Genomic DNA, 25412 nt, shown 5'->3' on the forward strand with positions numbered 1-25412 from the left:
ATTAAATCCTCTCTAATTCCTCAGCACTAATCGTCGTTTTGAAAGTCCCATAATTCACAATCACTTTGTTTCTGGAGATTTTTTCAATCGTCCCGACGCTTGTACTTCCTGTGATACGAACACGTTGCCCGATTTTCATCCAAACAGCGCGGTCAGTTTGACGTTTTTCCTCTATTTTTTCGTTGGTTTCCGTTATTTTTTCAATGACATCTTCTTTTTTCAGCTGTTGCGTGATTTTTCTTTTTACAACTTGAAGTCTTTTCGTTTCATCTTTATCAGCACCGATTTTCCTGAATTTTTCCTGTTCTAAAATTTTCACAAAATCTTTCACAACATCTTTTCGGGATCTTCCTTTTATGTAGCCGTCGATAAAGGTTTCAATCTTATTTCCAAACTGAAGTTTACGATGTTCATCTTCATACAGCTTTTGGAAATTGAATAGTTTTTGTTGAAGCTGTTCATTCAATTTTTGGAGATTATCGCGCTTGTCTTCAACGGATTCTTTTCTTTCGGCAAGATCAGTTTTCAGTTTTTCAACTTCGAATTTTTCCTGCTGAAGTTTTACAATCGTTTTATCAAGATTTACAATATCATGTTCCACTTTTTTCTTCGCAGAATGAATGATAAATCTAGGAATTTTATTCTTTTCAGCAACCTCAAACGTAAATGAACTACCAGCTTGTCCGACCTCCAGTTTATACATTGGTTCCAAGGTTTCTTCATCAAAAAGCATTGCTGCATTTTCCGCATGAGAAAGCTCTTCAACAACCAATTTAATGTTCGTATAATGTGTTGTAATGATCGCAAAACTCTTTTTGTCATAGAAAAATTCTAAGAAACTTTCTGCCAAAGCCCCACCTAATTCAGGATCTGAACCTGTTCCGAATTCATCAATCAGTAAAAGCGTATTGGCATCAGCTTCACGGATAATTCCTCCCATTTTTTTCAATCTTGATGAATAGGTAGAAAGGTGGTTTTCAATAGATTGATTATCACCAATATCGGTCATGATTTTATCAAAGAAAAACATTTCGGACCTGGGATGAACAGGAACTAAAATTCCGCTCTGAATCATCAATTGAAGCAATCCTACCGTTTTCAGCGTGATCGATTTTCCTCCCGCATTTGGTCCCGAAATACAGATGATTCTGTTTTGATCCGTTAACGATAATGTCTGAGAAAAAATTGTTTTATTCTCTGCTTTATTTCTTAACCAAAGCAAAGGATGGAAAGCTTCTCTTAGCTTTAACGTTTTATGACGATTGATTTTTGGTAAAACTCCGTTAATTAATTCTGCAAACTTAGACTTGGCTCTTGTAAGATCAAGGTCAAAAATATAAGCCTGATATCTCCAAAGCTGAGGTTGGAATACTGCTAATTCCGCTGTAAGTTGTCTTAAAATTTTATCAATTTCCTTTTTCTCTTCTTCCTGATTTTCGCGAAGTTTGAAGTAATGTTTGACAACACTGTCAGGCTGAATATACGTAATGGAACCTGTTTTTGAAAGTCCCAAAACTCTTCCTGGAACCCTTTTCTTGTAAGCAGATTTTACCGCTAAAACCCTTATGTCTTCAATATTACTCTCTCGAATATCATCCAGAAAATCACTTTGAGCGTAATTGAACAATACACGGTTGAAATTTTCCTGAATTGCTTTTTTCGCATGTTGAATTTCCGCTCTCAATGTTTTTAAAATCGGAGAAGCTTCACTTTTTACTTCATCAAAACGGTTGAAAACTTTATCAACCTTATCAATGATTTCTTTCTTAAATTCCAATACAGAAGCGTCTTCCATCAAAGTTGAAAACGTTTCAGGCATGGTTGGAAAAAACTTTTGAAGTCTTCCTATTTGTTCGGTAATCGTTTTTATTTTGATGAAAGCCTTGTTTTCGAGACGGTAATTCTCGATCAGCATAAGTTGTAATTCGCTTTCAATATCTTCGTATTCATCAAACGGAATCGCATTTGAACTTTCAAAACTCGATAAATATTCGGAAGTTTTTTTCAGTGAAAGTCCTGCCTCGTCAATTTCCATGGGACGAAGTTGAAGAATTTTGTCTCTCGTTTTCGGAGAATACGCAAATGGAGAAATTTCCACGAGCAATTGCGGAAACTCTAATTCGTTTAAATCTTCTTTATTTATATACACAGTGCAAATTTAGTGAGAAAATGTGAATCTTAATTTGAAAATGAACTAATTTAAAAAATACGCTTCTTCTTATTTAACCACAAAAGTTGCAAAAGATTAACACATTAGTTATCTTAAATTTATCATTAAACTATAAATAAGAACACATAAGTTTTAAAAATCTTTGATTTTTTTACTTTTACGAACTTTTAATTAACTTATTTTCAATAAAATCTTTTGTGACTTTTGTGGTTAAAATTTATTAGTTTAATTATTAAATTTGGGATATGAAACTAGAAACTGAAAGACTGCAATTAAAAGAAATCAACGAAAGCTATGTTGAGGATATTCTGAAAATTCGAAGTAACGAAATAATCAATCAATTCGTTCAGAGAAATTCTCCGAAAAATAATTATGATGCGCTGCAATTTATTTTAACCATTAAAGAAAGAACCCGAAATAATGAAACGTTTTATTGGGGAATTTCTTTAAAAGATCAACCGAATCTTATTGGAACGATTTGCCTTTGGAAATTTTCCGATGACAGAAAACAGGCAGAAGTTGGATATGAATTGTTACCCGACTATCACAGAAAAGGAATCATGTCAGAAGCGTTGACTGCTGTTGTAAATTTTGGATTTAATACTTTAAATTTGCAGGAAATTGTCGCAATGACCAATAAGTTCAATGAAAACTCGAAAGGTATTCTTTTAAAACATCAATTTATTTTAGAAGAGGAAAGAAAAGATGAAGGTTTTCCTGATAATTTGGTTTTTAGTTTAAAGAAAAACGTATAATTTTGTTATTCCATAAAGAGAATTTACTACTACAAAAATGGCAAAAATAATAATCAATCGTTCATCAGAATATTCAAACAAATTAAGATCAATAGGAATTTATTTGGATGATAAAAAAATAGGAGATATTGCAGACGGTGAATCTAAAGAATTTGAAGTTGAGAAAGGAGGACATACATTAAGAGCTAAGATTGATTGGTGTCGTTCAAATCCTATTAATTTAAAAATAAACTCTGAAGAAATTGTAAGATTTAATTTAAGCGGAAGAAATCCATTTTTGGCATTATTTTATATCACATTTGGAAAAGATCAATATTTAGAATTGTTGCCAATAAATTAAACATTTTTTCAAATTATTAAATCAAAACCTATGACCTGGACAGAAATTTTAGCCCCAATAAAAAGCACTCCATATTTTACAACTCTTTGGGAGAAAGTAAAACAGGAATACGCAACAACAAAAGTTTTCCCACCAAAAAATCAGATTTTCCGAGCGTTGGAAATTACGCCTTTTGATGATATTGAAGTCGTAATTATCGGACAAGATCCTTATCATAATGATTTTCAGGCAAATGGATTATGTTTTTCTGTTTCTGAACAGGTTACTGCACCGCCATCGCTGAAAAATATTTTCATTGAACTGAAAGACGATTTAGGAATTGTGAGAACTTCAAAAGAATTAGACGACTGGGGAAAACAAGGCGTCTTAATGCTGAATGCAACTCTAACCGTCCGTGCCCACACTCCGAATTCTCACAAGGATTTAGGATGGGAAACGTTCACGAATTATATCATTAAAGAAATTTCAGATAAAAAAGAAAATGTAGTTTTCGTATTGTGGGGCGCTTTTGCACAAAAAAAAGCCGAATTCATTGATCCGGCTAAGCATTTTATCATTAAATCAGCGCACCCGTCACCGTTTTCTGTGTACAGAGGATTTTTCGGAAGCAAGCCTTTTTCAAAAATTAATGAATATTTGGTTTCGAAAGGGAAGAAGCCTATTTCGTGGTAGAATTTTCGCCACCTTTTTTGATAACAATTCCGATTCTATATTTTCCGGCCAGTCCTTTGACCCCGTCTTTTGATGTTGGGTAAGGATTTACTTCTTTCAATGAAATGGTATTTCCATTGAAGTCTGTGGATTGATGATAATTTCGTCCTGCATTTTCTGTGGTGGCGATATTTACGGTCATTGGTCTTGTTGCAATTCCCATCACTTCAATCTGTGCCACCGCAACTCCTGCCCACATACAATTGACGCCCTCAGGACAACGGCTGTCTTCGGAAATACCTTTGAATGTGACATTCATTTCATATTCTTTAAGGAATTTATTTTCTCCCTCATTGAAATAAATGATGTTTTCATCCTTATTCATTGATTTTACGTCTTTTATTTCGCCTGTCACCGTATTTTTTGTTGAGGTTTTCGGCTCCTTTTGGGCATTGCAGTTGGCTAATGTCAATAATCCTAAGCCAAATATGATGGTTTTATGTAGCATGATTTTTTGTTTTAAATGATATTAAGCATATTCAATACTACTACCAAAAACATTGCCACACCTACAACCAAACTAAATCCTGTTCCATAAATAAATCCTATAAAAGCTCCTTTTGTAGACTTTAAAGCCTTATTCATATCCTTGCTGTCATGAAGTAATTCTCCGATGAAAACTCCGGCAAACATTCCGATCAGGAAACCTAGTGGAATTGGTAAAAACATTCCGACAATAGTTCCTATTATTGAGCCGATGCTTCCCCAGCGCGTACCTCCATATTTTTGATTGGTTTTGGCTGGAATTACATAACTTAAAACTACAGAAACTGCCGTCAGAATTCCAAAAGCCCAAATGTAGATCATGGATAGATCAGCATCTGTTCCATATTTGTAGATCAGTAAACCACAAAGACTTAATAATAATCCAGGTAAAACAGGAAGAAAAGTTCCTAACATTCCGAGGAATAATAAAACAAGACAGAGAATATTAATTAATGTTGTATCCATTTTTAAAAATTATAGATGCAAGATAAAAAAAAGTGGCCTTAAAAAAGCCACCTTTCAATATAAGTCAAAAATTTACTATAAGTTTAAAATTACATATTGTAGAATTACGCCTGCGTTTCCAATGTTTCCTGAAGCATGATTATGGAAAGTAGTGTAATAAATATATCCACTTGTTGAAGATCCTGAGCAAGGCCCCACCGTTGCTCCTAATGCAACAAGATAAGGAACTAACGCCTGAGGAACTGAAAGACTGATCTGGATATTTCCCGGTAGTGTAATACAAACCGTTACAAATGTTGAATTTGGAGCGTTTCCTATCGGAGTAGTTGGTACACCTGTAGCAGTAAAATGATTGGTTCTGATCATTAAAGCATCATTTGATGAAGTTTCTTTAACTAAAACTTCCCAATATGCTGGATCATAGTTAGTTATTTTTTGCCATGCACCTAAATCATAGTTGATGCTAAGTGTATTGAATCCCAACGCTGTTGTAAGTCCGGCATTATTCACCGTAGCACCTACCATCCCTACGTTTCCGATGTTTTTAGAACATAATTTTGTATCGGGAACAAATCCTCCTGCAAGCGAACAGTTATTGGTGTTGGTAGTTCCGCCCACCAAGTAGGCAACGTCCCAATCTGAAGCATAGATACTTCCTCCATTAGCAACAAAAGTGGCTAAATTAGTATCAATTACAGTGTAAAGTCCAGGATTTGAAGAGTAGTTATTTCTGGATCCACAGTTAAGAAATATGATGTCATACTGTGCAACAGTAGTCAGGTTGGCAAGATCGTTATTAGTGATTTCGGTGGCGGTATAGCCTAGAGTCTGAATAATATCTTCAATTTTGTCATACGTTCCTTTTACGTAAGCAATTTTTGCAACCTGATTCAGTTTGGTTTGACTGGCATCAAGATTTAAAGTTTCATTATCTTTTACAGTTGCAGAAATCTCCGTACGGAAATTACTACCGTTACCTGTCTGGATATGAATAGTTTGGTTTCCAGCCGGAGCTACCAACGTGAAGTTACCGTCTGCGTCCGAAGTTGTGTAATAGATTTTATACTTGTCATCAAAAGTAAAAACTGAAGCCCCGCCAATAGGTTTTGTTCCGTTTTGTGACATCACTTTTCCGGTAAGTTTTCCTGTTTTTACAACCGTAGGATCAACGTTTTCGGAAACTATCGGAGAATCGTCTCCTCCTGCACAACTGGTGAAAAGTGTGAATACACACAACAAAATAAATAAGTAGTGTTTTCTCATATCTGATTGATTTTGATTTGTTTAGTTTTAACCAAATTTAATAAATAATTAAATATAAAATCATAAAATGTGGTAAATTTTTAATATTATTTATTTTTAATGATGGTTTTTAGTGGATTTTCTATTTATTAATCAAAGTTTAAGAGGATTTAATAATTTTTAAAATAACAATTGATAATTTTTATTAAATATTAAAAAAGAAATCGTTTTGGGATGAAAATTGATAGAAAGGTTTTGATTAAAATCACCCTTAAATTTCCTAAATTTGCTGTAAATGAAAGACGAAATACAAGATACCAAGAATTTTATTCAGGAGCTGAGTGAAGTGCTTTATAACTATATAACAGGAATAGCGCCATCCGGGATGGAATTTATTCTTCATATTGTTATAAAGATCGGTTTGCTTATCGGAATATTTTTAATCATTGATTTCATTTTAAAGTTTATTATTAATAGCGGTTCACGGTTTTTTCATAATCAGGAAAAATATCCTATTCTGAATTCTATTAAAGCATCTAAAGTCACTAACTCTCTCGCTCATTTTATTGCTTTGACGATTGTGGGAGGAATACAGAATTTTATCTTTACCGGTCATTTGCCAAGCACCACATTTTTTATTGTAAGAATGGTAAATCTTGGTTTGGTTTTGATCGTTGCGGGAATGCTTTACCGATCATTAACTGCTTTCCGAAATTACTTCGTTATCAAGCAGGACTTCTACAACATCATGGCTTTGAATGCCATTTCCGAAACCGTTAAAATTCTGGGAATTTTCATTTTTTCAATTGTTGGAATCTGTGTTATATTTGGAATAAAAGGGAGCACAATTGTAGGAAGTTTAGGAGCAATTACGGCAGTTTTGGTATTGGTTTTTCGTGATACGATTTTGGGATTTGTCACTGGGATTCACGTGGCGACATCAAAAACCTTGAAAGTAGGAGACTGGGTCAGTATTCCCAAGTACAGTATCGAGGGAAATATCGCTGATATAAGCCTTTTGACGACAAAAATCAATAATTTTGATAAAACGGTTTCTACAATTCCAACCTATGATTTGTTGACGACTGAGATTAAGAATCTTCAGGTAATGTCTGAATCAAACACAAGGAGAATTAAAAAATCAATCTATTTTAATATCAATTCTTTTAAGTTTTTAAATGACGAAGAGATTGAGCGTTTAAAAGATATTAACTTAATTTCCGATTATCTGGAATCGAAGATTATTGAATTAAAAAAAGAAAAAGAAAGTCTGGAACATAAAGATAAAATCATTAATGGAAGACAGCTTACCAATATCGGGGTTTTCAGATATTATGCGCAAAGATATATCGAAAACGATCCGGACATTGATCAGGAGGGAGCGATGATGGTTCGTCAGTTGGATATCACTCCGCAAGGTTTGCCATTGGAAATTTACTGTTTTGCAAATGATTCAAAATGGGAGCATTTCGAGCAAATCCAAGCTGATATTTTTGACCATTTACTGGTTGCTTCCAAAGAATTTGATTTGCAGGTAATGCAGGTGAGCATTAAAGTATAAAAAGTTGGAAGATGGATGCTTGGAGCTAGAAGTTTTTCTTCATTCCGCATAAATCTTCCGTTGTAAATATTTAAAAGTAGGCATAGATAGAAATATGCAGAGTTGTGATAGACTTCTAGCTCACAGCATCCATCTTCATGCTTAAAAACAAATTAAAAAATGACAAAATTAAGTGTAAACATTAATAAAATTGCAACGATAAGAAATGCAAGAGGAGGCGAAACGCCAAGTGTAACGGAAGCTGCAATTAAAATTCAGGAGTTTGGCGGACAGGGAATCACCATCCATCCAAGACCCGATGAAAGACATATCACAAGAAAAGATGTTTATGATCTGAAGCCTTTGGTGACAACAGAATTTAATATTGAAGGAAATCCGCACAGAGAATTTATCGATATGGTTTTGGAAGTAAAACCTGAGCAGGTAACGTTGGTTCCTGACGCAGATGATGCCATTACTTCAAATGCAGGATGGGACACAAAAAAACACTTAGATTTTCTTACCGAAATTATTGCTGAGTTCAAAAATGCAGGAATTCGTACTTCTGTTTTTCTTGATCCAACACCAGAATTAGTAGAATATGCTGCAAAAACCGGAGCGGATAGAATAGAATTATACACAGAAGCTTATGCTAAAAATTATTTACTAAATAAAGAACAGGCTATAAAACCTTATTATGACACCGCAGTTGTGGCAAATGAATTTGGTTTAGGGATCAATGCCGGACATGATTTAAGCTTAGAGAATTTAAAATATTTCGCAGATAACATCCCTAATTTATTGGAAGTTTCCATCGGTCACGCCTTGGTTTCTGAAGCTTTATACATGGGAATGGAAAATACAATTCAGGCATATTTGAAGAGACTGGCAAAATGGTAGACTGATGGCTGGAGGCCGGAAGTCAGAAGCGGGAAGTTGATGCAGTCCTATTAACTTCCATCTCCCATCTTCAAACTCCCATCTTTAAAAATTAAACTTATGGAAATTCTACATTCAAAAATATTTGGCGAAAATCTTTCGTCTACACCACTTTTGGTTTTTCACGGATTGTTCGGAATGCTTGACAATTGGGGAAGCTTTGGAAAAGATCTTGGCGAGCAGTTGCCTGTTCATTTAATTGATCTTAGAAATCATGGAAGAAGCTTTCATTCCGAGAGCATGTCGCACGATGATTTAGCTGACGATATCATCAATTATATGAACCATTATGGAATCGAAAAAGCCCATATTTTAGGTCATTCTCTGGGTGGAAAAGCGGTAATGCAGTTCGCAATAAAATATCCCGAAAAGGTTGAAAAACTTATTGTAGTTGATATTTCTCCGAAAGCATATCCTCCACATCATCAGGGAATTATTAAAGCTTTGGAGACAGTCGATTTTAATACAGTAAATTCCAGAAATGAGGTTGAAGCAGTTTTAACTCAATATATTCCGGAAAAATCGACTATCCAATTTTTGGCTAAAAATTTATATTGGGATGATGATAAAAAGCTGAATTGGAGGTTTAATTTGAAAACTTTAGCCGAAAAATATACAGAATTTGTTTCAAATGCTATCAAATTTGGTGTTTTTGAAGGAGAAACATTATTTATTTCAGGTGAAAAATCAAACTATATTCTTCCGCAGGATGAGTTTGGGATCAAGCAGCAATTTCCAAAAGCTAAAATTGTTAATGTGAAAAATGCAGGACATTGGGTTCAGGCAGAAAATCCTGTTGATTTTGCGAATGTTGTTAGAGAATTTTTAGGTTTAAATTAATTTAATTCTACAATTATTGAATTTGTGTTAAAATTATATTAAATAATATATTTATTTCTCTTGGTGTTGAATTTTTTGTAATTTAGTTTTACCAAATAACTAATAATATAAATATATGAAACAGAAAAATTCAAAGAAACCGTTTTTTGCTTCGTTTTTAGAGAAACAAGTTAAGAATCCGGAAAAAGTAAACGGAGGTCAGGAAATAACAACAGCTCTTGAAGATTCTGTTACAATTCCTACAAAAGACAATGTTACATCTGCACTTTCGGATAGTGTTACAAAGCCTGGATTAGATCATGTAACCATGAAATATCCTTCTGATGGTGATGATTCTGTTGAATAATTAAAACTAAAACCAAATTCAAAAACCATGAAAAACAAAAAATTAAAAAAACCGTTTTTTGCCTCTTTTCTAGAGAAGCAAATTAATAATTCTGAAAAGATAAAGGGAGGAGCTGTGACTTCTGTGCTTGTGGATAATGTGACATCAGCACTTCAGGACACTGTTACAAAGCCTGGATATGATAACGTAACAATGAAATATCCATCTGACGGCGACGAAACAGGTGAAGCTTCATAAGTTTCAGTTAATATCTTAACCTCAAATTGAAAGAATTATGAAAAATAAAAATTTAAAAAAGCCATTTTTTGCTTCATTTTTAGAGAAGCAAATTCAGGATCCTCAAACGGTAAAAGGAGGAGCAATAACGACTGCACTTCAGGATTCTCCGACAACATCAGTTCTAAGAGATACTGTTACCAACAGACAAAATGACCAGGTAACAATGAAGTATCCATCTGATAGTGACGAATCTGGAGAATTAGAATAAAATTCACTCAATTTAAATACAATCAAACTCAAACTAACCATTATGAAAAACGAAAATTCAAAAAAGAAGCCATTTTTTGCCTCTTTTCTAGAAAAGCAACTTAAAGATCCTGAAACGGTAAAAGGTGGTACAGACATCACGATTCCGGAAAGAGATACAGTTACAAAACCAGTATTAGACACAGTTACAAAGCCTCAATATGACATGGCTCAGACTCAGAAATATCCTTCTGATGGAGACGATGATGCTCCAAGTGTATAAAAAATGAGTTGTTTTTATAATTAAAACATATTAACAAAATCATATTTAAAAGGGAACTTAAACTTTAAGTTTCCTTTTTTAATAAAACGCGGCAAATGATTCTTTGTATTACCCATTCCAACGATTTTTATAATATCGATCTCTTTTTTGACTATCTGAGATCAAAAAATATCCCTTATTTCAGGCTTAATTCTGATCATCTTAATGATTTTCAGAAAATCAGCATCAATCAAGATTCATTTAAACTGACTGATGAGTTTGGAAATGTACTCAACTCTAAAGATATCCAAGCGGTATGGCATAGAAAATCATGGAGAATCACCATTCCTGAAGATCTTGATGAAGATTATGAGAAAATTTTTCTAAAAGAATACGGAAGTCTTCGTTACAATCTTTTTACTGTTTTGGAAGATCTTCCGTGGATCAATCCTTATGAATCTGAAAATAAGATTGATGGGAACAAAATGTATCAGCTTAAAATTGCTCAAAAGTTTGATTTAACCATTCCAAAAACGCTTTTTTCCAATGACGAAGAAAAAATTCTAAGCTTCTTCCACGAAAACTGCAATGGCAAGGCTATAGCAAAACTTCACGGTGTCATTACAAAATCGATGAATGGGGAAAATTTTCTTTCAACAACCATTATTGATGAAAATAATTTAGAACATATCGCTGACATTGCCTATTGTCCAATGATTTTTCAACCTTATATCGAAAAAGAATATGAACTGAGAATTGTTTATGTTGACGGTGAATTTTTCACAGGTAAGATAAACAACAGTGAGAATGCCGATTGGAGGGTTGTTCAGGGAAATTTTCTCTGGTCAGAATATGATCTTCCGGAAGAAATTAAAACTAATTTAACTTCTATGATGAAGGAAATGAAATTGTATCTCGGAGCGATCGATATGATAAAAGGAAAAGATGGAAAATATTATTTTCTTGAAGTAAATCCGCAAGGAGAGTGGGGAATGTTACAAAAAGAACTCAATTTTCCCATTGCAGAAAGAATAGCCGATAACCTTATAAAAAGAATAAATAACCAATGAATAAAATTTTAATAATTACGCATACTGGAGATAATTTTTCTATCGAAAAAGTAACAGAATATATTGAAAAAAATAACTGTGAAGTGATTCGTTTCGATGTCGATTTATATCCTTTACAAAATAAATTATCCACTATTTTCCAGGATGGAGAATGGGTAAGTTACCTTGAAACTGCTGATGCGAAAATCCGTGTGGATGATGTTGCAGCAGTTTGGTACAGAAGAGCCTACAATATCGGAAACGGTTTGAAAGAAGAAATGGATTCCAAGTTTTACGGAGCCGCAATGGGTGAAATTCGCAATACGCTTTTCGGTTTTCTGGAATCTTTTGACTGTTATTCTTTAGGCAAACCAAGTGTTTACAGGAGGCTAGACAGCAAGGAAGAACAGCTTAAAATAGCAGATAAAATTGGATTGAAGATTCCTGCAACTTGCTTAACAAATAATCCTGAGGAAGCAAAACAATTTATTATAAAACATAAGAACGTAGTTGCAAAAATGCAGACCGGATTTGCAATTTATGAAGACGGAGTTGAAAGTGTTGTGTTCACCAACGTTGTTAAAGAAGATAAATTTGAAGAATTAGAATCACTTTTATACTGTCCAATGCAGTTTCAGAAAATGATTCAAAAGAAAAGAGAACTTCGTGTAACAGTTGTTGGTCAGGACGTTTATGCTTTTGAAATCGATTCTCAACAATTTGAAGATGCTAAAGTTGACTGGAGAAAAGATGGCGTTAATTTAATTGATAAATGGCTTCCAACCGAACTTCCAAAAGATATTGAAGAAAAAGTTTTGGAACTTTTAGATGTTTACAATGTTGATTATGGCGCATTAGACATCATTGTTTCTCCTGAAGATGACTATTATTTCATCGAGATCAATGCAGCGGGAGAGTTTTTCTGGCTTGATAATCTAACGGAAGGAAATCTTATTTCTAAAAGTATCGCAGATGTTTTGTGCGACAAAGCTCCGAGAAGAAATAATATGGTTTTAGCTTAGATTTTTAAACACAAAAATCACAAATTAATTCCACGAATTACACAAGAATTTATATCAATAGGAACGGGCTTTAGCCCGTTTTCTTATTTTAATCCCATAGCCAAAATATAAAACTTAACGCTTGCTGAAAATCTAAGATTTTCTTGCGCCTTAGAAACAGCATGAAGAATAAAAAAACTTTGTGCCTTTGCGATTCTCCAACAAAATATTTTCCATTAAACTTTTCATTAAAATTTAGACAAATTCATTAATTAAATATTAAACTAGACCGTAATTGTCCTTTAAAAATCGCAAATTTGCAGATACAATTTTTAGGTAATTTTTCAACAAAACGAAGAATTGCTAAATAAGAAATATTGTCATAATTTAGTCAACAATCAAGTAGAAATATAATTGATGGTTTTTGTAACGGGTGCCACCGGGATTTTAGGCAGAGTAATCGTTTTAGAGCTTCTTAAAAAGGGCAAAAACGTTCGTGCTGCAAAAAGACCTACAAGCAATATAAAGGAAATAAAACATTCGTATACATTTTATACGGAAAGCGCTGACGATTTTTTTAATAAAATTGAATGGATCGATGTAGATTTTGATGATATCAATTCTCTGCAGGATGCTTTGAAAGGAGTAGATGAGGTTTATCACTGCGCTGCAAAAGTAAGTTTTAATCCAAAAGATGAAAAAGAGATGTACCATGTTAATATTAAAGGTACAGAAAACCTCTTGTTTGCCTGTGAAGGTTCCGATGTTAAGAAATTTTTACATGTAAGTTCTATTGCGGTTTTAGATGGTTTTAATGAAAAGGGAGAATTGGATGAAGATTCTGATTTTAATCCTAAAATAGAACATTCTGCGTATGCAATTTCCAAACATTTATCTGAAATGGAAGTCTGGAGAGCGTCTGCAGAAGGTTTAAATACAATTATTATCAACCCCGGAATCATCATTGGAAGTGGAAATTGGAGCCAAAGCAGTGGCGAACTTTTTTCTACTTTTGAAAAGAATAGTTTTAATTTTTCAGGAGGAACATCTTATGTAGATGTATTTGATGTAGCAAAAATTGCAATTGAATTAATGGAAAAAAATATTTTTGGAGAACGATTTATTCTTATTTCTGAAAATAAAAAATATGCAGATTTAGGGAATTATGTAAGAAAGAAATTAGGGTTGAAAGATGCTAAAATCCTTTCCAATACCCAACTGAATTTGGGAAGATGGCTAAATATTTTTTTCGGATGGTTAATTCCACAATTAAAAATGGCAACCCGATCTAATATTGAAGCGGTAACTTCACTGAATACCATTTCCAATCAAAAAATTAAAGAAAAGCTGAATTATCAGTTCATTCCCGTACAGGAAAGTGTTGATTTTCACCTTAATAATTATAGTAACGATAAAAAGCTGAATAAATAAATGAATCTTGCAGAGGCAATTATCAATAAAAATGTAGCAAAACATCCCATAAAATCAGCCATTGGTTTTAAGAAAAAAGAGGGCTGGAAGGAATTGAGCTGGAAGAAATTTGGTGAAATGATTTTCAAAACAGCCAATGCTCTGAAAAATGCAGGAATTGAGGAAAATGATAAAGTCGCAATCTATTCAGACAATTCTTCTGAGTGGATGATTTTTGACTTGGCTGCCATTTCTATCGGGGCAGTTACGGTTCCTATTTATTCGACAAATAATGCTGAACAGGCAGAATATATCATCAATGATTCTCAGTCTAAAATTATTTTAGTAGGAGATCAGGCGCAATATGATGCTTGTCTGGAAGTTTTACATAAGGAAGAAAGTACTCTTCAAACCATCATTGTTTCTAAAAAAGCAGTGTGGATTAAAAAAGAATTCAACAGTTTTTATCTGGAAGATTTTATTGCAAAAGCTTCCTCAAAGCTAGAGTTCTGTAAAAAAGAATATGAAGATGTAGCAACATTAATCTACACTTCAGGAACTACCGGAACACCAAAAGGCGTAATGTTGACGCACGGAAATTTCATCAAAGCTTTCGATGCTCATTTTGAATTTTTTAAGTTTAAAAATTTCGAAGAAGAGCTTTCATTGGCATTTTTACCATTAAGTCACGTTTTCGAAAGATGCTGGAGCTTACTTTGTTTGTACGGAGGAGCGAGAGTATATTTCCTTGAAGATCCCAAGAATATTGCAAAAGCATTGGAAGAGGTAAAACCTACGATGATGTGTGCCGTTCCTAGATTTTTCCAGAAAGTCTATGCCGGAGTATTAGAAAAAGCCAATGAAGGCTCATCATTAAAAAAGAAAATCTTCAATTGGGCTCTAGAAACAGGAAAGCAAACAGGAGAATTAAGACAGCATGAAAATCCGGTTCCTTTTGGTTTAAAGCTAAAAGAATCGGTTGCAGAGATGCTTGTTTTCAATAAAATCAAAGAAAAAATGGGTGGCCGACTGTGGTTCCTGCCTTGTGGCGGAGCTTCTTTGTCTCCCGAAGTAACTAGATTCTTCGAATCGGTTGGAATCCACGTTACGGTTGGCTATGGTTTAACAGAAACTACAGCAACGTTAACTCTTTTCCCTTTAACGAATTTCGAACACGCAACAAGCGGAAAACCTTTGCCAGGAGTTGAAATTAGAATCGGAGAAAATGATGAAATTCAGGCGAAAGGAAACGGTATCATGAAAGGGTACTACAACAAGCCGGAAGAAACACAAAAAGTTTTCACGGAAGATGGTTGGTTTAAAACCGGTGATGCCGGAAAGATTGATGATGCTGGAAATTTGATTATTACAGACAGAATCAAGGATCTAATGAAAACTTCCAACGGAAAATACATCGCTCCACAGCAGATCGAAAACCTTTTGACTAACAATAATTATATAAGTCAGATTGTTTTGATCGCAGAAGGAAGACAGTTTGTTTCGGCTCTGATTGTTCCTAATTTTGAGTTTTTAGGAGATTATATTAAGAAGAATAATATTCCATTTACCAATTGGGAAGAATTGGTTAAAAAAGAGGAAATTATTCATTTATATAAAGATAAAATCAATGAACTACAACATGATTTGTCTGATTATGAAAAGGTAAAGAAATTCACTTTGATGCCTGCAGAGTTCGATATCAATACAGGTGAGATCACACCAACGTTGAAGGTAAAGAGAAATGTAGTTCTTAAAAAATATGCAGATATTATTGAGAAAATGTATTAAATAAAACGCTGAAAGGTCACAGCATATAGTAAAATTTGTGAAAAACATTTGTGCTATTTGTGGTTAAAGAAGAATCAAGTTTTATCATTTTAAATTAAATTATGACAACACAAGAATTTTTAGGAAAAGAAGACTTTACAATAAGCTCACAAACAGTTTCAGAAAGCTGTCCGTCGAATATTGCCTTAATTAAATATTGGGGAAAATATGACAATCAGATTCCTGCAAATCCGAGTATCAGTTATACTTTAAATCATTGTAAAACGAATACAACAGTAGAGTTTTTAGCTGGAGAACCATTTTCTGTACAAACATTTTTAGCAGGAAATGAAGAGGTTAAATTTGCTGAAAAAATCGAAAAATATTTTAAAAATATCGACCAATATTTGCCTTGGATTTTAGAAGGAAAATACATCATCAGAACAGAAAATACGTTCCCTCACAGTTCAGGAATAGCAAGTTCAGCTTCAGGATTTGGAGCGATTGCAAAATGCCTGATGAAGTTGGATGAAGTTTTTTCTGAGAAAACATCTGATGAAGAATCATTAAAAAAAGCGTCATTTCTGGCTAGATTAGGAAGCGGAAGTGCTTGCAGAAGTCTTTACAACGGATTGGTTGTTTGGGGACAATCTCAAGTAAAAGGAAGTTCAGATTTATATGCCGTACAATATCCGGATGATGAAATTCATGAGATTTTCAAGGATTTTAATGATTGGGTTTTGCTGATTCATGAAGGTCAGAAAACGGTTTCTTCGACGGTTGGACACGGTTTGATGAATACAAATCCATATGCAGAAAGAAGATTTCAGGAAGCGAGAGAAAATTTTATTCCAATGATTGAAATCCTTAAAAGTGGTGATTTACAAAGTTTTATCAAATTAGTTGAACACGAAGCTCTTACACTTCACGCAATGATGATGATGAGTGATCCTGCTTTTATTTTAATGAAGGTTGGAACATTGGGAGTGATCAATAAAATCTGGGATTTCAGAAGAGAAACTAATTTACCTTTATTTTTTACATTGGATGCCGGTGCAAACGTTCATCTTTTATTTCCGAATGACGGTTCTGAAGAAAAAATTAAATCATTTATTGAAGCTGAATTATTACAACATACTCAAAACAATGGAGTAGTGAAGGATGTTATGAAGTTTTAATTAAGATAAAAACATACTTAAACATCAATAGGAACGGGCTTTAGCCCGTTTTTGTTGTATAGGAATACAATTGACTTTAGTCAAAACATATTAAAATCAATCCTCAGTCACAACCGCATCACGCTCCCCATCCTCTTCTTTTCCTTCCTGGATCATTTCTTCAGCTTGAATTTTTTCTTCTGTAGTCGCTTTTTCTATTCTTTCTTCCTGCTGATCATTGTGATGATCTATAAAAAATTCACAATAAACGGGAAGATGATCAGAACCGAAATTTTCCAAAGTAGTAAGCTTTTCAATAAAAATATCTTCACTATGGAACATCAGATCAATCGGAAATCTCAACATACGGTATTTTGCATGAAACGTTGACACAAAAGCACGACCGATTCTAGGATCAATCAAATGACTCGTTTTTCTAAATAATATCGACGATTTTGACCACGCAACATTATTAAAATCTCCCACAACAATTACGGGCTTATCAATTTTTTTTACACGTTTTGCTGTACTCAATAAATCACCGTCTCTTTCTTTTGAAGTTTCTTCTTCGGTAGGACTTGGTGGTGGTGGATGAACCCCGAAAAAGACAAATGAAAATCCATCTTCAGTCATTAAATGCACTTCAATACTCGGAATATCATTAGCAACAAAATAATGTGTTTTAGCCTCTTTAATTTCTATTTTAGAATAAAAATGCATTCCGTAGGTATTTTCCAGCGTTACTTTATGATGATAGGGATAGTCTTTTTCCAAAGGCTGCATCGCTTTTTCCCAATCTTCGTTGCTTTCCATTGTCAGAAAAATTTCAGGATTGTATTTTTCTATTAATTTAATAAATCTGCTGTATTCTGTATTGAATTGATACACATTTGCTGAAATAAAATGTATTTTTTGAGATGATTTCTGCTGTCTTGAATGTTTTTTCACAGGATAAACAGGAGTATATTTTACCAATATAACGCCATGATGAACAAACATTAATCCTAAAAAACCTTGAAAATACCAGAAATATTCTGAATGAGAATCAGCCAAAAAGCCTAAAATAAAAGTAATAATAATGAAATAAGTGATCTGGATCTTACCAAATTCAGGAACTCTAAATACCCAATGTGAATTTTGAATTTTAGGTAAAAGCGTTAAAATTAATAACAGTACAACTAAGATAAGGTAAACATTCCACATATTTCTTGAATAAAGGGTTAAAAGTATGATTTTAGTTTTTAAATTGATGTACAGTTTATATTTTATTTTCCTATTTTTATTCTGTATGATTTAACCGAAAAATAATATGAATAAAATACTAGCTCTTACTTTATTATTAAGTACTTTTTGTTTTGGACAGCAATCTAAAAATCAGGATGTTGAAAAACCTATCCGAAATTTATTTCTTGCCATGAAAAATGCAGATCCAGAATTGTTAAAAACAGTTTTTTCTGATGCTGCTATTCTTCAAACTATTACAAAAGACGGAACAGTAAAAACAGATAATATTCCCGATTTTATTTCTTCAATTTCTAAAGTTTCAAAAGATGATCTTGATGAAAGAATAACCATTGAAGCGATTCATATTGACGGAAATTTAGCAAGTGTTTTTACGCCATACCAATTCTATTATAAAGGAAAATTCTTACATTGTGGAGCCAACAGTTTTCAATTGGTAAAGCAAAATAATATCTGGAAAATTCAATATTTAATTGATACCAGAAGAAAGGAAAACTGCGAAAATTTAAAATAAATTTTAAAATGAAAATACATCATATCGCAATCATCTGTTCAGATTACGAAGTTTCCAAAAAATTCTACACAGAAGTGATGGGATTAAATATCATTCGTGAAGTATATCGTGAAGAAAGACAATCTTATAAACTTGATTTAGCCATCGGAGAACATTACGTAATCGAATTGTTTTCATTTCCCAACCCGCCAGAAAGACCGTCTCGTCCAGAATCATGTGGTTTAAGACATTTAGCTTTTTCGGTAGAAAATGTCAATGAAAAACGGGAAGAATTAATTAATAAAGGATTAAACTGCGAAGAAATAAGAATCGATGAATTCACAGGAAAAGAGTTTTTCTTTACCCAAGATCCGGACAAATTGCCTTTAGAGTTTTATGAAATGTAGTTAAATTAATGAGCGTAACCTGTAAAGAAACTGATCGCCATAATGGCTAAAACAATCGAAGAAATGACTACATAAACGTAGTCTTTTTCTTTTAAATAACCTATCAAAGCAAAAACGATTCTCATTAAAGGTGTAATAATAAGGATAAGAATTCCCAATTGAATAATGGCCATTCCTTCTCCTGCACCAAGAGAATGCCAGAAGTGGCTCCAAACTTTTTCGGAAGAAGATCCTATATCTAGGCTGGTATATTTTTTAGGCATTTCAAAACCTTCAAAGAAAAGTTTAATAAAACCAATTAACGATGTGGCTACAGATAAAAGAACACCTAGCCTCAAAAGATTTCCAACGGAACGGTTTAGATCTACATCAGTGAAATTCTTTCTCATTATCTGAAACTTTTATTGATACCGTTATACATCATGTAAATCGACAAGATTGTGATCACAATGGCGAAGAATGTTTTTAGTTTTTTAGTCTTAGAAACCATTAACGTTTTTGAACCGATAAAACTTCCAACGACAACACCTACCAAAACGGGAGCTGCAATCACGGGGATAATTTCACCTCTCTGGAAATAAATCATGGCACTCGCCACAGCGGTTACTCCGATCATGAAATTACTGGTTGTGGTAGAAACTTTAAATGGCAGTCTCATCATGTTATCCATTGCCAAAACTTTCAATGCACCAGAACCGATTCCTAATAATCCGGACATTGCTCCTGCAAACATCATCATCAAAAACCCGGGAACTGTATTTCTTGCAGAATAGCTTTTTAATACGCCTTTGTCAGGAAATGTTCCGTATAATTTTAGTCTTTCTTCCAAGCTGCCTTTTATCAGAGGCTCCTGATGATCAGGTTTTCCTTTAAGATTTAAAACAACCGTCAAAAGAAGAATACTTGCAAAAATAATTCCCAATGTATTCGGATTCAGCATTCCAGAAACTAAAGCTCCAATGATGGCTCCGGCTGTGGTTCCGATCTCCAAAAACATTCCGATCCTCATATTGGTAAAGCCTTCTTTAACGAAAGCTACCGCCGCACCGGAAGAAGTTCCGATCACAGATATTAATGAAGCACCGATTGCGTAATGCATAGGAACGCCGAAACCCAGCGTTAATAAAGGGATGATGATAACTCCTCCTCCTAAACCAGTAAGCGAGCCTAAAAGCCCTGCTGAGATGGCTCCAAGAAAGAGAATAATGATTTCTGACATGGTACAAATATAAAACTATTGACGTTGTCTGACAAACTTTTAAAAAAGATTATTTTAACGTAATTTTGCAGAAACGTACAAAGAAATGAATTTATTTTATGTCATTCTGGGAGCAACTCCTAAAGGTAGAAATATTGAGCAGCATGATGTTTTTTTCGGAATTGCAGAAAGCCTGAAAGATTTAGTTCCTGATATGAAGGATTTTTGGAAGGAAGCAGACGGTAAAATTCACCTTGACTGTCATCAGAAAGTGCAGTTTGCAGACGGTTATGAAGTGAAAATTGTTGAAAAAACCGACGCCACTTCGGAAGATCAATTATACTTCCTGAATTTAGGTGGATATAAAAGAGGACACTTTGAGGAGTTTCACGAACAGCATTTGATGGTCGGAAAATCAATGGGAGAGATCATTAAAAGAGCGAAAAATACAGAGTTTTATAAAATAATGGGTTTCGAAGGCGCTGTAAGTCATGTTGATGACAAGCATGGAGTAGATATTGATGATATTTTTAATGTAAATGATATTCTGCCCGAAAAGACGAAAGAAAAATACTCGATTATTTTAATTAAATCCGATGCCGAAAATCAGGAAAATGAAATAGGATTGGGATATCTGAAAATCGATAAAGTTTAAAAATAAAATTAGCTTTAAATTAAATCTAATAGAAAAAATAAAAAGGAAGAATGAAAATAGGAATTTTAGGAGGAGGACAGCTTGGAAGAATGTTGATTCAGGAAGCATTGAAATATGATGATCAGTTTTATACGCTGGATCCCGCTTCTGATGCACCTTGTCACAACATCTCATACTTTACGCAGGGAAATTTCAATGATTATGAAACGGTTTTGAATTTTGGTAAAGATAAAGAAGTTGTAACGATTGAGATCGAGCATGTAAATGCTGAAGCTTTGGCTGAACTTGAAAAGCAAGGCGTAAAAATAGTTCCGAATTCTAATATTATTAAAACTATTCAACAAAAAATCCTTCAAAAGGAATTTTATAAAACGCATAACATTCCAAGTCCTGAATTTCAGGTAGTTTGGAACAGGGATGAAGAAATTACAATGCCATTACCTTTTGTTCAAAAAATGAATACGGGTGGATATGACGGAAAAGGAGTTCAGGTAATTAAAAATGAAATTGATCTTCAAAATCTTTGGCAAGAAGCTTCTGTGATTGAAAGTTTAGTTGATATTGATAAAGAACTTTCCGTAATTGTTGCAAGAAATGAAAACGGAGAAACAAAGACTTTTCCCGTAACGGAAATGGTTGCAGATCCCAAACTGAATTTATTAGATTTCAACATCTGTCCGGTTTTTTTAAATGAGGATATTCAGAAACAAATTGATTCTATTACAGAGAAATTTTTAGAGGTTGTAAATTCTCCCGGACTTTTTGCGATCGAATTATTCTTAGATCAGGAAGGAAAAATTTGGGTAAACGAAACGGCTCCGAGATTGCATAATTCAGGACACCAAAGTCAGGAAGGAAATGCCAATTCACAGTTCGAACAAATGTATCGAGTGGTAAAAAACCTACCTTTAGCGGATACAGATTCTCTAACTTTCAGTGGAATGTTAAACTTAGTTGGCGCAGAAGGATTCGAAGGAAAAGTTATTTATGAAGGAATGGATGATGTGCTGAAAATGCCAAAAACCTATGTTCATCTTTACGGAAAAACTGAAACCAAGCCCGGAAGAAAAATGGGGCACATTAATGTACTGGCAGACTCGAAGGAAGAGCTGATGGAGAAATTGGTGAAGGTGAAAGAAATGGTGAGAGTGATTGCGGAATAATTAAAAATATAGAATAAAGAAAAAGCTGTAATTATAACTACAGCTTTTCTTTATTCTTTTAGTAATGAGACCTCTTCCCAATTATTGTTTTTATACTGATAAGTTTTGTGAGTGACATTATTATAATTTAAATTATATATAAAGTCCACAACTACAATTTTATTAAGTTTGTTATGAAATTCTAAATATAAAGTATTGAAATTTTCAGTTTCCTTATTAGTGTTAATTGTTAGGTTTTTGCTTTTAAACGGGAAATAATAAAATTCTTCTTGTGAATTTTTTTGAGTCTTTAATATTAATCCCTTTTTCCGTTTTTTTGAAAGTTTTAATAATTTTTTTTTATCATTAAGGTCATAACTGCTGAAACTTCCTGAATAGCTTTCAAGTTTATTGTTTTTTACAAACAAAAAAGAATTTGCTTCCTTTAGAAAAGGAATTAAATTTTTATGATACTTTTTTCTAATAAACCTTATTGTTTTTTTATTCCAGAATATAGTCTGATTGAAAGCAGGATTCACGTTTCGAGAGACTTCATCATGAGGAGAAATTAGAATTATCGGTCGACGTAAGCTACTAAAATAAAAAACTAAATTTTCATTTTTTAATTGGTTAAAATCAATATCTGAAATGATCTTTTGATTAAGTTTAGTATAATTTAAATCTTTAAAATCTACAAGAATTTGATGAGTCAAATTTTTGCTTGATTCCTCGTCCAGACTATCTCTTATTTTTCTCTTATTTGTTTGGCTATATAAGCTAGAGCAGATAATAATGAAAAGTAAATAAACTATATTTTTCATTATTAAATTATTCATGAATTTTCGGATAATCAATCGTCCATTTTTTTTCTTGGGAATTCCACATCAGATATGGTCCATCAAATTCATCCATATATATTAACTCATAAGTACCTTGATTATCTGTTGCATAATTGGGTTTTGTACTCTGATTTTCTTTTTTGAAACCTAATTTTTCAAGTGTTTTTAAATCTTGATTTTCAGGGAGTTTTTTATTGATTGTTTTATAGACTTCAATATTTTCTATTAATTGATTTCCAAATTGTACATCAGATTTTCGGGTAATTTCAATAGGTAAATTCCAGTAAACAGTGAATGCAATTACAAATACAAGAAGTATTGAAACTATAATTATTATGGTTTTTTTCATTATTAAATTTAAAATAAATTACTTAAAAATCTTCTGAATAACATTCCCAATCTCCACAAAATCTCCATGATTTCCTACAGATCGTATTTCGGGATTATTTTTATCAAATTCCGAAAACGGGAAAATAAGAAGATAATTGTTATTATTTAAATATTTATTCAATAATTCCGGGATAATTCTCATTTGCGGAATGTAAGACTGCATTCCTCTTTTCGCCATTAAAACGATTAATGCTTCATCTTCTTTTAATTGGGCAGCGGTTTTTTCACCGTCTCGCCAATTGTTCATGATGATAAATTCTGCTTCGATATTGGCTTTTTTGATGATCTTTTGTAAGATTTCTAAAATGTTCTCTGGAGTATAAAAGACTACCGTAGCACCGGAATTTCTCGCAATATTCCAAACTCTGAGAAGTGCATGGAAAAATCCGGCTTCTTTATGAGCATTTTGAGGAATCATCACCGCATATTTTTTGATGGTTGAAAGAGGTTGGGCCGCATGATACACCAAAACATTCACATCATCATTTTGTAGATAACCGTTGTAAAGATTGTAGACAAAAGAAGGGGAGAAGCCTTTTTCATCTTCCAATCCGATGATCAAATCTGTGATATTTTGTTCTTTGATGACATTGTGTACACCGTTGATTACGTCGTTATCATACCTCTTCAAAGCCTGCAATTTCACATCTGCCGCCGCCGCCGCATCGGTTGCCTGATGCAATAATTTCTCTGCATTTTTTACGGAAGACTCATTTTTATCTTCATTAATAACATTCAATGCAAACAAATCTTCGGTATTGGAATGCGCTTTTATTAAAATCCCGAGATTGACCATTCTTTCCACTGTTTTTTCGTGATTAATGGCCAACAGAATATTTTCTTCTTCATGATTCGTTCCCGAAACGGTATCTTCATTATCGCTTTCAGCAATTTTTTGGGCACTCGCCATGGAAATAAATGATGAAATTGTACATGAAACCAAGATCAATAAAATACTTCCGTTTAAGACATGTTCATTCAATAACCTTATAGGCTCTCCGGTTTCGGTTTCAGAAATAATAATATTGTATCCAACCATCACAGAAGCTAATGTTGCAGCAGCAGAAGCCGAACTCAACCCAAAAATAAGTTTTCCTTCATCTTTTGAAAGGCGAAATGTTTTTTGAGTAGCCACAGCCGCAATATATTTCCCTCCGATGGAGGCGATAAGCATGATTCCGGCAACTTCAAGGGTTTCTAAACTTTCAAAGAAAACTTTAAAATCGATCAACATTCCTACACTTATTAAAAAGAAAGGAATGAAAATAGCATTTCCGACAAACTCAACTCTATTCATCAACGAAGAAGTGTGTGGAATAAGTCTGTTTAAAGCTAAGCCTGCAAAAAATGCCCCGATAATAGCTTCAACACCTGCCAATTCTGCTAACATGGCTGCCAGATAAATCATGACCAAGACAAAAATATATTGTGAGATCTTATCATCCACTTTTTTGAAGAACCAACGCCCAATCATAGGAAATATCAACAAAACAATAAGAGCGAAAACGATAAACGAAACCGATAGTTTTACCCAAAATGCAGTCCCGACATCTCCTTGCGACATTCCGACCACGACAGCAAGAACTAAAAGAGCAAGAACATCTGTGATCATTGTTCCGCCAACGGTAATATTCACGGCCAGATTTTTTGCAATTCCCAACTTGCTAACCAAAGGATAAGCAATCAAAGTATGTGATGAAAATAAACTGGCAAAAAGTACGGAAGTCAGAATGTTAAAGTGTAAAAAATAATATCCGCCCAGAAAGCCCAACACAAAAGGAACGACAAACGTATAGATTCCGAAAGTGAGACTTTTCCATTTGTTTTTCTTAAAATCTCCCATGTCAATTTCAAGTCCGGCAAGAAACATAATGTACAGCAAACCGGTAGTTCCGGTCACGACAATACTACTGTCTCTTGATAGAACATTAAAGCCATTTGGTCCGATCACAGCACCTGCGATGATTAATCCCAATAAGTGCGGAACTTTAATTTTATTCAACAAAAGCGGTGCTGCAAGAATAATGATAAGAACCAACAGGAACTTTAATACCGGATCTTCTATGGGAAGACTCAGATTATGTATGCTTAGTAAGATCAT

General features: G+C 33.5%; 29 protein-coding genes. 19 read left to right on the forward strand and 10 right to left on the reverse strand.

All coding sequences use genetic code 11. The annotated features are described in order from the left end of the window. Position 1 precedes the first annotated feature (1 nt). The gene (locus A0O34_RS15445) at positions 2 to 2149 is read right to left on the reverse strand and encodes an endonuclease MutS2 (RefSeq protein ID WP_066756376.1); all 2148 of its coding nucleotides are present in this window, start codon (positions 2147 to 2149) and stop codon (positions 2 to 4) included. Between the two features lie 266 nt (positions 2150 to 2415). On the opposite strand from A0O34_RS15445, the gene A0O34_RS15450 reads away from it, so the two are divergent. From A0O34_RS15450 to A0O34_RS15460, 3 genes are read left to right on the forward strand one after another with little or no spacing between them, the layout of a single operon-like run. Continuing rightward, a complete protein-coding gene (locus tag A0O34_RS15450) occupies positions 2416 to 2925 on the forward strand; it encodes a GNAT family N-acetyltransferase (RefSeq protein WP_066756379.1) in 510 nt (169 codons plus the stop codon). A gap of 37 nt (positions 2926 to 2962) precedes the next feature. Continuing rightward, a complete protein-coding gene (locus A0O34_RS15455) occupies positions 2963 to 3265 on the forward strand; it encodes a hypothetical protein (protein ID WP_066756381.1) in 303 nt (100 codons plus the stop codon). A gap of 30 nt (positions 3266 to 3295) precedes the next feature. Continuing rightward, positions 3296 to 3937: a uracil-DNA glycosylase gene (locus A0O34_RS15460; protein WP_066756382.1), complete on the forward strand. Its 642-nt coding sequence runs from the start codon at positions 3296 to 3298 to the stop codon at positions 3935 to 3937. Here A0O34_RS15460 and A0O34_RS15465 read toward each other — a convergent pair. The 3 genes from A0O34_RS15465 to A0O34_RS15475 all read right to left on the reverse strand — a co-directional run bounded on the left by A0O34_RS15465 (position 3924) and on the right by A0O34_RS15475 (position 6190). Next, positions 3924 to 4424: a hypothetical protein gene (locus A0O34_RS15465; RefSeq protein ID WP_066756385.1), complete on the reverse strand. Its 501-nt coding sequence runs from the start codon at positions 4422 to 4424 to the stop codon at positions 3924 to 3926. The genes A0O34_RS15460 and A0O34_RS15465 overlap by 14 nt on opposite strands. 11 nt (positions 4425 to 4435) lie before the next feature. Beyond that, positions 4436 to 4927: a DUF456 domain-containing protein gene (locus tag A0O34_RS15470; protein WP_066756387.1), complete on the reverse strand. Its 492-nt coding sequence runs from the start codon at positions 4925 to 4927 to the stop codon at positions 4436 to 4438. 75 nt (positions 4928 to 5002) lie between these two features. Further along, positions 5003 to 6190: a carboxypeptidase-like regulatory domain-containing protein gene (locus tag A0O34_RS15475; protein WP_066756392.1), complete on the reverse strand. Its 1188-nt coding sequence runs from the start codon at positions 6188 to 6190 to the stop codon at positions 5003 to 5005. A gap of 274 nt (positions 6191 to 6464) precedes the next feature. On the opposite strand from A0O34_RS15475, the gene A0O34_RS15480 reads away from it, so the two are divergent. The 12 genes from A0O34_RS15480 to A0O34_RS15535 all read left to right on the forward strand — a co-directional run bounded on the left by A0O34_RS15480 (position 6465) and on the right by A0O34_RS15535 (position 16966). After that, a complete protein-coding gene (locus A0O34_RS15480; RefSeq protein WP_066756394.1) occupies positions 6465 to 7730 on the forward strand; it encodes a mechanosensitive ion channel family protein in 1266 nt (421 codons plus the stop codon). Between the two features lie 159 nt (positions 7731 to 7889). Further along, the gene (locus A0O34_RS15485; protein WP_066756396.1) at positions 7890 to 8609 is read left to right on the forward strand and encodes a pyridoxine 5'-phosphate synthase; all 720 of its coding nucleotides are present in this window, start codon (positions 7890 to 7892) and stop codon (positions 8607 to 8609) included. Between the two features lie 99 nt (positions 8610 to 8708). Then, positions 8709 to 9488, forward strand: coding sequence for an alpha/beta fold hydrolase (locus A0O34_RS15490; RefSeq protein WP_066756404.1), 780 nt, complete (start codon positions 8709 to 8711; stop codon positions 9486 to 9488). Between the two features lie 115 nt (positions 9489 to 9603). Then, the gene (locus A0O34_RS15495; RefSeq protein WP_066756407.1) at positions 9604 to 9834 is read left to right on the forward strand and encodes a microviridin/marinostatin family tricyclic proteinase inhibitor; all 231 of its coding nucleotides are present in this window, start codon (positions 9604 to 9606) and stop codon (positions 9832 to 9834) included. Positions 9835 to 9861: 27 nt separating this feature from the next. Beyond that, positions 9862 to 10071 carry a microviridin/marinostatin family tricyclic proteinase inhibitor gene (locus tag A0O34_RS15500; protein ID WP_066756410.1) on the forward strand — a complete coding sequence of 70 codons (210 nt, stop codon included), beginning with the start codon at positions 9862 to 9864 and terminating at the stop codon, positions 10069 to 10071. Between the two features lie 37 nt (positions 10072 to 10108). After that, on the forward strand, positions 10109 to 10321 hold the full coding sequence (locus A0O34_RS15505; protein ID WP_066756412.1) for a microviridin/marinostatin family tricyclic proteinase inhibitor: 213 nt from the start codon (positions 10109 to 10111) through the stop codon (positions 10319 to 10321). Positions 10322 to 10363: 42 nt separating this feature from the next. Continuing rightward, positions 10364 to 10582: a microviridin/marinostatin family tricyclic proteinase inhibitor gene (locus A0O34_RS15510; RefSeq protein ID WP_066756415.1), complete on the forward strand. Its 219-nt coding sequence runs from the start codon at positions 10364 to 10366 to the stop codon at positions 10580 to 10582. A gap of 95 nt (positions 10583 to 10677) precedes the next feature. After that, positions 10678 to 11631, forward strand: coding sequence for an MvdC/MvdD family ATP grasp protein (locus A0O34_RS15515; protein ID WP_066756418.1), 954 nt, complete (start codon positions 10678 to 10680; stop codon positions 11629 to 11631). After that, positions 11628 to 12632, forward strand: coding sequence for an MvdD family ATP-grasp ribosomal peptide maturase (locus A0O34_RS15520; RefSeq protein WP_066756421.1), 1005 nt, complete (start codon positions 11628 to 11630; stop codon positions 12630 to 12632). The genes A0O34_RS15515 and A0O34_RS15520 overlap by 4 nt, the downstream gene beginning before the upstream one ends. A gap of 396 nt (positions 12633 to 13028) precedes the next feature. Then, positions 13029 to 14042 (forward strand): NAD-dependent epimerase/dehydratase family protein, encoded by a 1014-nt coding sequence (locus A0O34_RS15525; RefSeq protein WP_066756427.1) that lies wholly within the window; start codon positions 13029 to 13031, stop codon positions 14040 to 14042. Further along, positions 14043 to 15809, forward strand: a complete 1767-nt coding sequence (locus A0O34_RS15530) for an AMP-dependent synthetase/ligase (protein ID WP_066756430.1) — start codon at positions 14043 to 14045, stop codon at positions 15807 to 15809. It abuts the gene before it with no gap. A 101-nt stretch (positions 15810 to 15910) separates the two neighbouring features. After that, entirely contained in the window at positions 15911 to 16966 is a 1056-nt protein-coding gene (locus A0O34_RS15535; RefSeq protein WP_066756433.1) for a diphosphomevalonate decarboxylase, read from the forward strand. Between the two features lie 96 nt (positions 16967 to 17062). Here A0O34_RS15535 and A0O34_RS15540 read toward each other — a convergent pair whose 3' ends face one another. After that, the gene (locus tag A0O34_RS15540; protein WP_066756436.1) at positions 17063 to 18148 is read right to left on the reverse strand and encodes an endonuclease/exonuclease/phosphatase family protein; all 1086 of its coding nucleotides are present in this window, start codon (positions 18146 to 18148) and stop codon (positions 17063 to 17065) included. Between the two features lie 106 nt (positions 18149 to 18254). On the opposite strand from A0O34_RS15540, the gene A0O34_RS15545 reads away from it, so the two are divergent. Continuing rightward, positions 18255 to 18701: a nuclear transport factor 2 family protein gene (locus A0O34_RS15545; protein ID WP_066756438.1), complete on the forward strand. Its 447-nt coding sequence runs from the start codon at positions 18255 to 18257 to the stop codon at positions 18699 to 18701. Between the two features lie 8 nt (positions 18702 to 18709). Further along, entirely contained in the window at positions 18710 to 19087 is a 378-nt protein-coding gene (gene gloA2, locus A0O34_RS15550) for an SMU1112c/YaeR family gloxylase I-like metalloprotein (RefSeq protein ID WP_066756446.1), read from the forward strand. Between the two features lie 5 nt (positions 19088 to 19092). Here the strand turns inward: gloA2 and A0O34_RS15555 are convergent, their stop codons facing one another. Together A0O34_RS15555 and A0O34_RS15560 are read right to left on the reverse strand one after the other, a co-directional pair. Next, positions 19093 to 19476, reverse strand: a complete 384-nt coding sequence (locus A0O34_RS15555) for a DUF1634 domain-containing protein (RefSeq protein WP_066756449.1) — start codon at positions 19474 to 19476, stop codon at positions 19093 to 19095. After that, positions 19476 to 20306 (reverse strand): sulfite exporter TauE/SafE family protein, encoded by an 831-nt coding sequence (locus A0O34_RS15560; RefSeq protein WP_066756452.1) that lies wholly within the window; start codon positions 20304 to 20306, stop codon positions 19476 to 19478. Before A0O34_RS15560 ends, A0O34_RS15555 begins: the two co-directional genes overlap by 1 nt. 85 nt (positions 20307 to 20391) lie before the next feature. Here A0O34_RS15560 and A0O34_RS15565 point away from each other — a divergent pair, with 85 nt between their 5' ends. Beyond that, complete coding sequence (locus A0O34_RS15565) at positions 20392 to 20940, forward strand: DUF1543 domain-containing protein (protein WP_066756455.1); 549 nt, start codon at positions 20392 to 20394, stop codon at positions 20938 to 20940. 50 nt (positions 20941 to 20990) lie between these two features. Then, positions 20991 to 22103, forward strand: a complete 1113-nt coding sequence (locus tag A0O34_RS15570; protein ID WP_066756458.1) for a 5-(carboxyamino)imidazole ribonucleotide synthase — start codon at positions 20991 to 20993, stop codon at positions 22101 to 22103. A 50-nt stretch (positions 22104 to 22153) separates the two neighbouring features. Here A0O34_RS15570 and A0O34_RS15575 read toward each other — a convergent pair whose 3' ends face one another. From A0O34_RS15575 to A0O34_RS15585, 3 genes are read right to left on the reverse strand one after another with little or no spacing between them, the layout of a single operon-like run. Next, complete coding sequence (locus A0O34_RS15575; protein WP_157886039.1) at positions 22154 to 22903, reverse strand: hypothetical protein; 750 nt, start codon at positions 22901 to 22903, stop codon at positions 22154 to 22156. 7 nt (positions 22904 to 22910) lie between these two features. Then, a complete protein-coding gene (locus A0O34_RS15580) occupies positions 22911 to 23270 on the reverse strand; it encodes a hypothetical protein (protein ID WP_066756463.1) in 360 nt (119 codons plus the stop codon). 18 nt (positions 23271 to 23288) lie between these two features. Beyond that, complete coding sequence (locus tag A0O34_RS15585; protein WP_066756466.1) at positions 23289 to 25412, reverse strand: cation:proton antiporter; 2124 nt, start codon at positions 25410 to 25412, stop codon at positions 23289 to 23291.

This window comes from Chryseobacterium glaciei, from assembly GCF_001648155.1.
In the GTDB taxonomy this organism is placed as follows: domain Bacteria; phylum Bacteroidota; class Bacteroidia; order Flavobacteriales; family Weeksellaceae; genus Chryseobacterium; species Chryseobacterium glaciei.

Coding starts and splice junctions, on each gene's coding strand:
- A0O34_RS15450 (WP_066756379.1), top strand. CDS start 2,416: ATGAAACTAGAAACTGAAAGACTGCAATTAAAAGAAATCAACGAAAGC.
- A0O34_RS15455 (WP_066756381.1), top strand. CDS start 2,963: ATGGCAAAAATAATAATCAATCGTTCATCAGAATATTCAAACAAATTA.
- A0O34_RS15460 (WP_066756382.1), top strand. CDS start 3,296: ATGACCTGGACAGAAATTTTAGCCCCAATAAAAAGCACTCCATATTTT.
- A0O34_RS15465 (WP_066756385.1), bottom strand. CDS start 4,424: ATGCTACATAAAACCATCATATTTGGCTTAGGATTATTGACATTAGCC.
- A0O34_RS15470 (WP_066756387.1), bottom strand. CDS start 4,927: ATGGATACAACATTAATTAATATTCTCTGTCTTGTTTTATTATTCCTC.
- A0O34_RS15475 (WP_066756392.1), bottom strand. CDS start 6,190: ATGAGAAAACACTACTTATTTATTTTGTTGTGTGTATTCACACTTTTC.
- A0O34_RS15480 (WP_066756394.1), top strand. CDS start 6,465: ATGAAAGACGAAATACAAGATACCAAGAATTTTATTCAGGAGCTGAGT.
- A0O34_RS15485 (WP_066756396.1), top strand. CDS start 7,890: ATGACAAAATTAAGTGTAAACATTAATAAAATTGCAACGATAAGAAAT.
- A0O34_RS15490 (WP_066756404.1), top strand. CDS start 8,709: ATGGAAATTCTACATTCAAAAATATTTGGCGAAAATCTTTCGTCTACA.
- A0O34_RS15495 (WP_066756407.1), top strand. CDS start 9,604: ATGAAACAGAAAAATTCAAAGAAACCGTTTTTTGCTTCGTTTTTAGAG.
- A0O34_RS15500 (WP_066756410.1), top strand. CDS start 9,862: ATGAAAAACAAAAAATTAAAAAAACCGTTTTTTGCCTCTTTTCTAGAG.
- A0O34_RS15505 (WP_066756412.1), top strand. CDS start 10,109: ATGAAAAATAAAAATTTAAAAAAGCCATTTTTTGCTTCATTTTTAGAG.
- A0O34_RS15510 (WP_066756415.1), top strand. CDS start 10,364: ATGAAAAACGAAAATTCAAAAAAGAAGCCATTTTTTGCCTCTTTTCTA.
- A0O34_RS15515 (WP_066756418.1), top strand. CDS start 10,678: ATGATTCTTTGTATTACCCATTCCAACGATTTTTATAATATCGATCTC.
- A0O34_RS15520 (WP_066756421.1), top strand. CDS start 11,628: ATGAATAAAATTTTAATAATTACGCATACTGGAGATAATTTTTCTATC.
- A0O34_RS15525 (WP_066756427.1), top strand. CDS start 13,029: ATGGTTTTTGTAACGGGTGCCACCGGGATTTTAGGCAGAGTAATCGTT.
- A0O34_RS15530 (WP_066756430.1), top strand. CDS start 14,043: ATGAATCTTGCAGAGGCAATTATCAATAAAAATGTAGCAAAACATCCC.
- A0O34_RS15535 (WP_066756433.1), top strand. CDS start 15,911: ATGACAACACAAGAATTTTTAGGAAAAGAAGACTTTACAATAAGCTCA.
- A0O34_RS15540 (WP_066756436.1), bottom strand. CDS start 18,148: ATGTGGAATGTTTACCTTATCTTAGTTGTACTGTTATTAATTTTAACG.
- A0O34_RS15545 (WP_066756438.1), top strand. CDS start 18,255: ATGAATAAAATACTAGCTCTTACTTTATTATTAAGTACTTTTTGTTTT.
- gloA2 (WP_066756446.1), top strand. CDS start 18,710: ATGAAAATACATCATATCGCAATCATCTGTTCAGATTACGAAGTTTCC.
- A0O34_RS15555 (WP_066756449.1), bottom strand. CDS start 19,476: ATGAGAAAGAATTTCACTGATGTAGATCTAAACCGTTCCGTTGGAAAT.
- A0O34_RS15560 (WP_066756452.1), bottom strand. CDS start 20,306: ATGTCAGAAATCATTATTCTCTTTCTTGGAGCCATCTCAGCAGGGCTT.
- A0O34_RS15565 (WP_066756455.1), top strand. CDS start 20,392: ATGAATTTATTTTATGTCATTCTGGGAGCAACTCCTAAAGGTAGAAAT.
- A0O34_RS15570 (WP_066756458.1), top strand. CDS start 20,991: ATGAAAATAGGAATTTTAGGAGGAGGACAGCTTGGAAGAATGTTGATT.
- A0O34_RS15575 (WP_157886039.1), bottom strand. CDS start 22,903: ATGAAAAATATAGTTTATTTACTTTTCATTATTATCTGCTCTAGCTTA.
- A0O34_RS15580 (WP_066756463.1), bottom strand. CDS start 23,270: ATGAAAAAAACCATAATAATTATAGTTTCAATACTTCTTGTATTTGTA.
- A0O34_RS15585 (WP_066756466.1), bottom strand. CDS start 25,412: ATGATCTTACTAAGCATACATAATCTGAGTCTTCCCATAGAAGATCCG.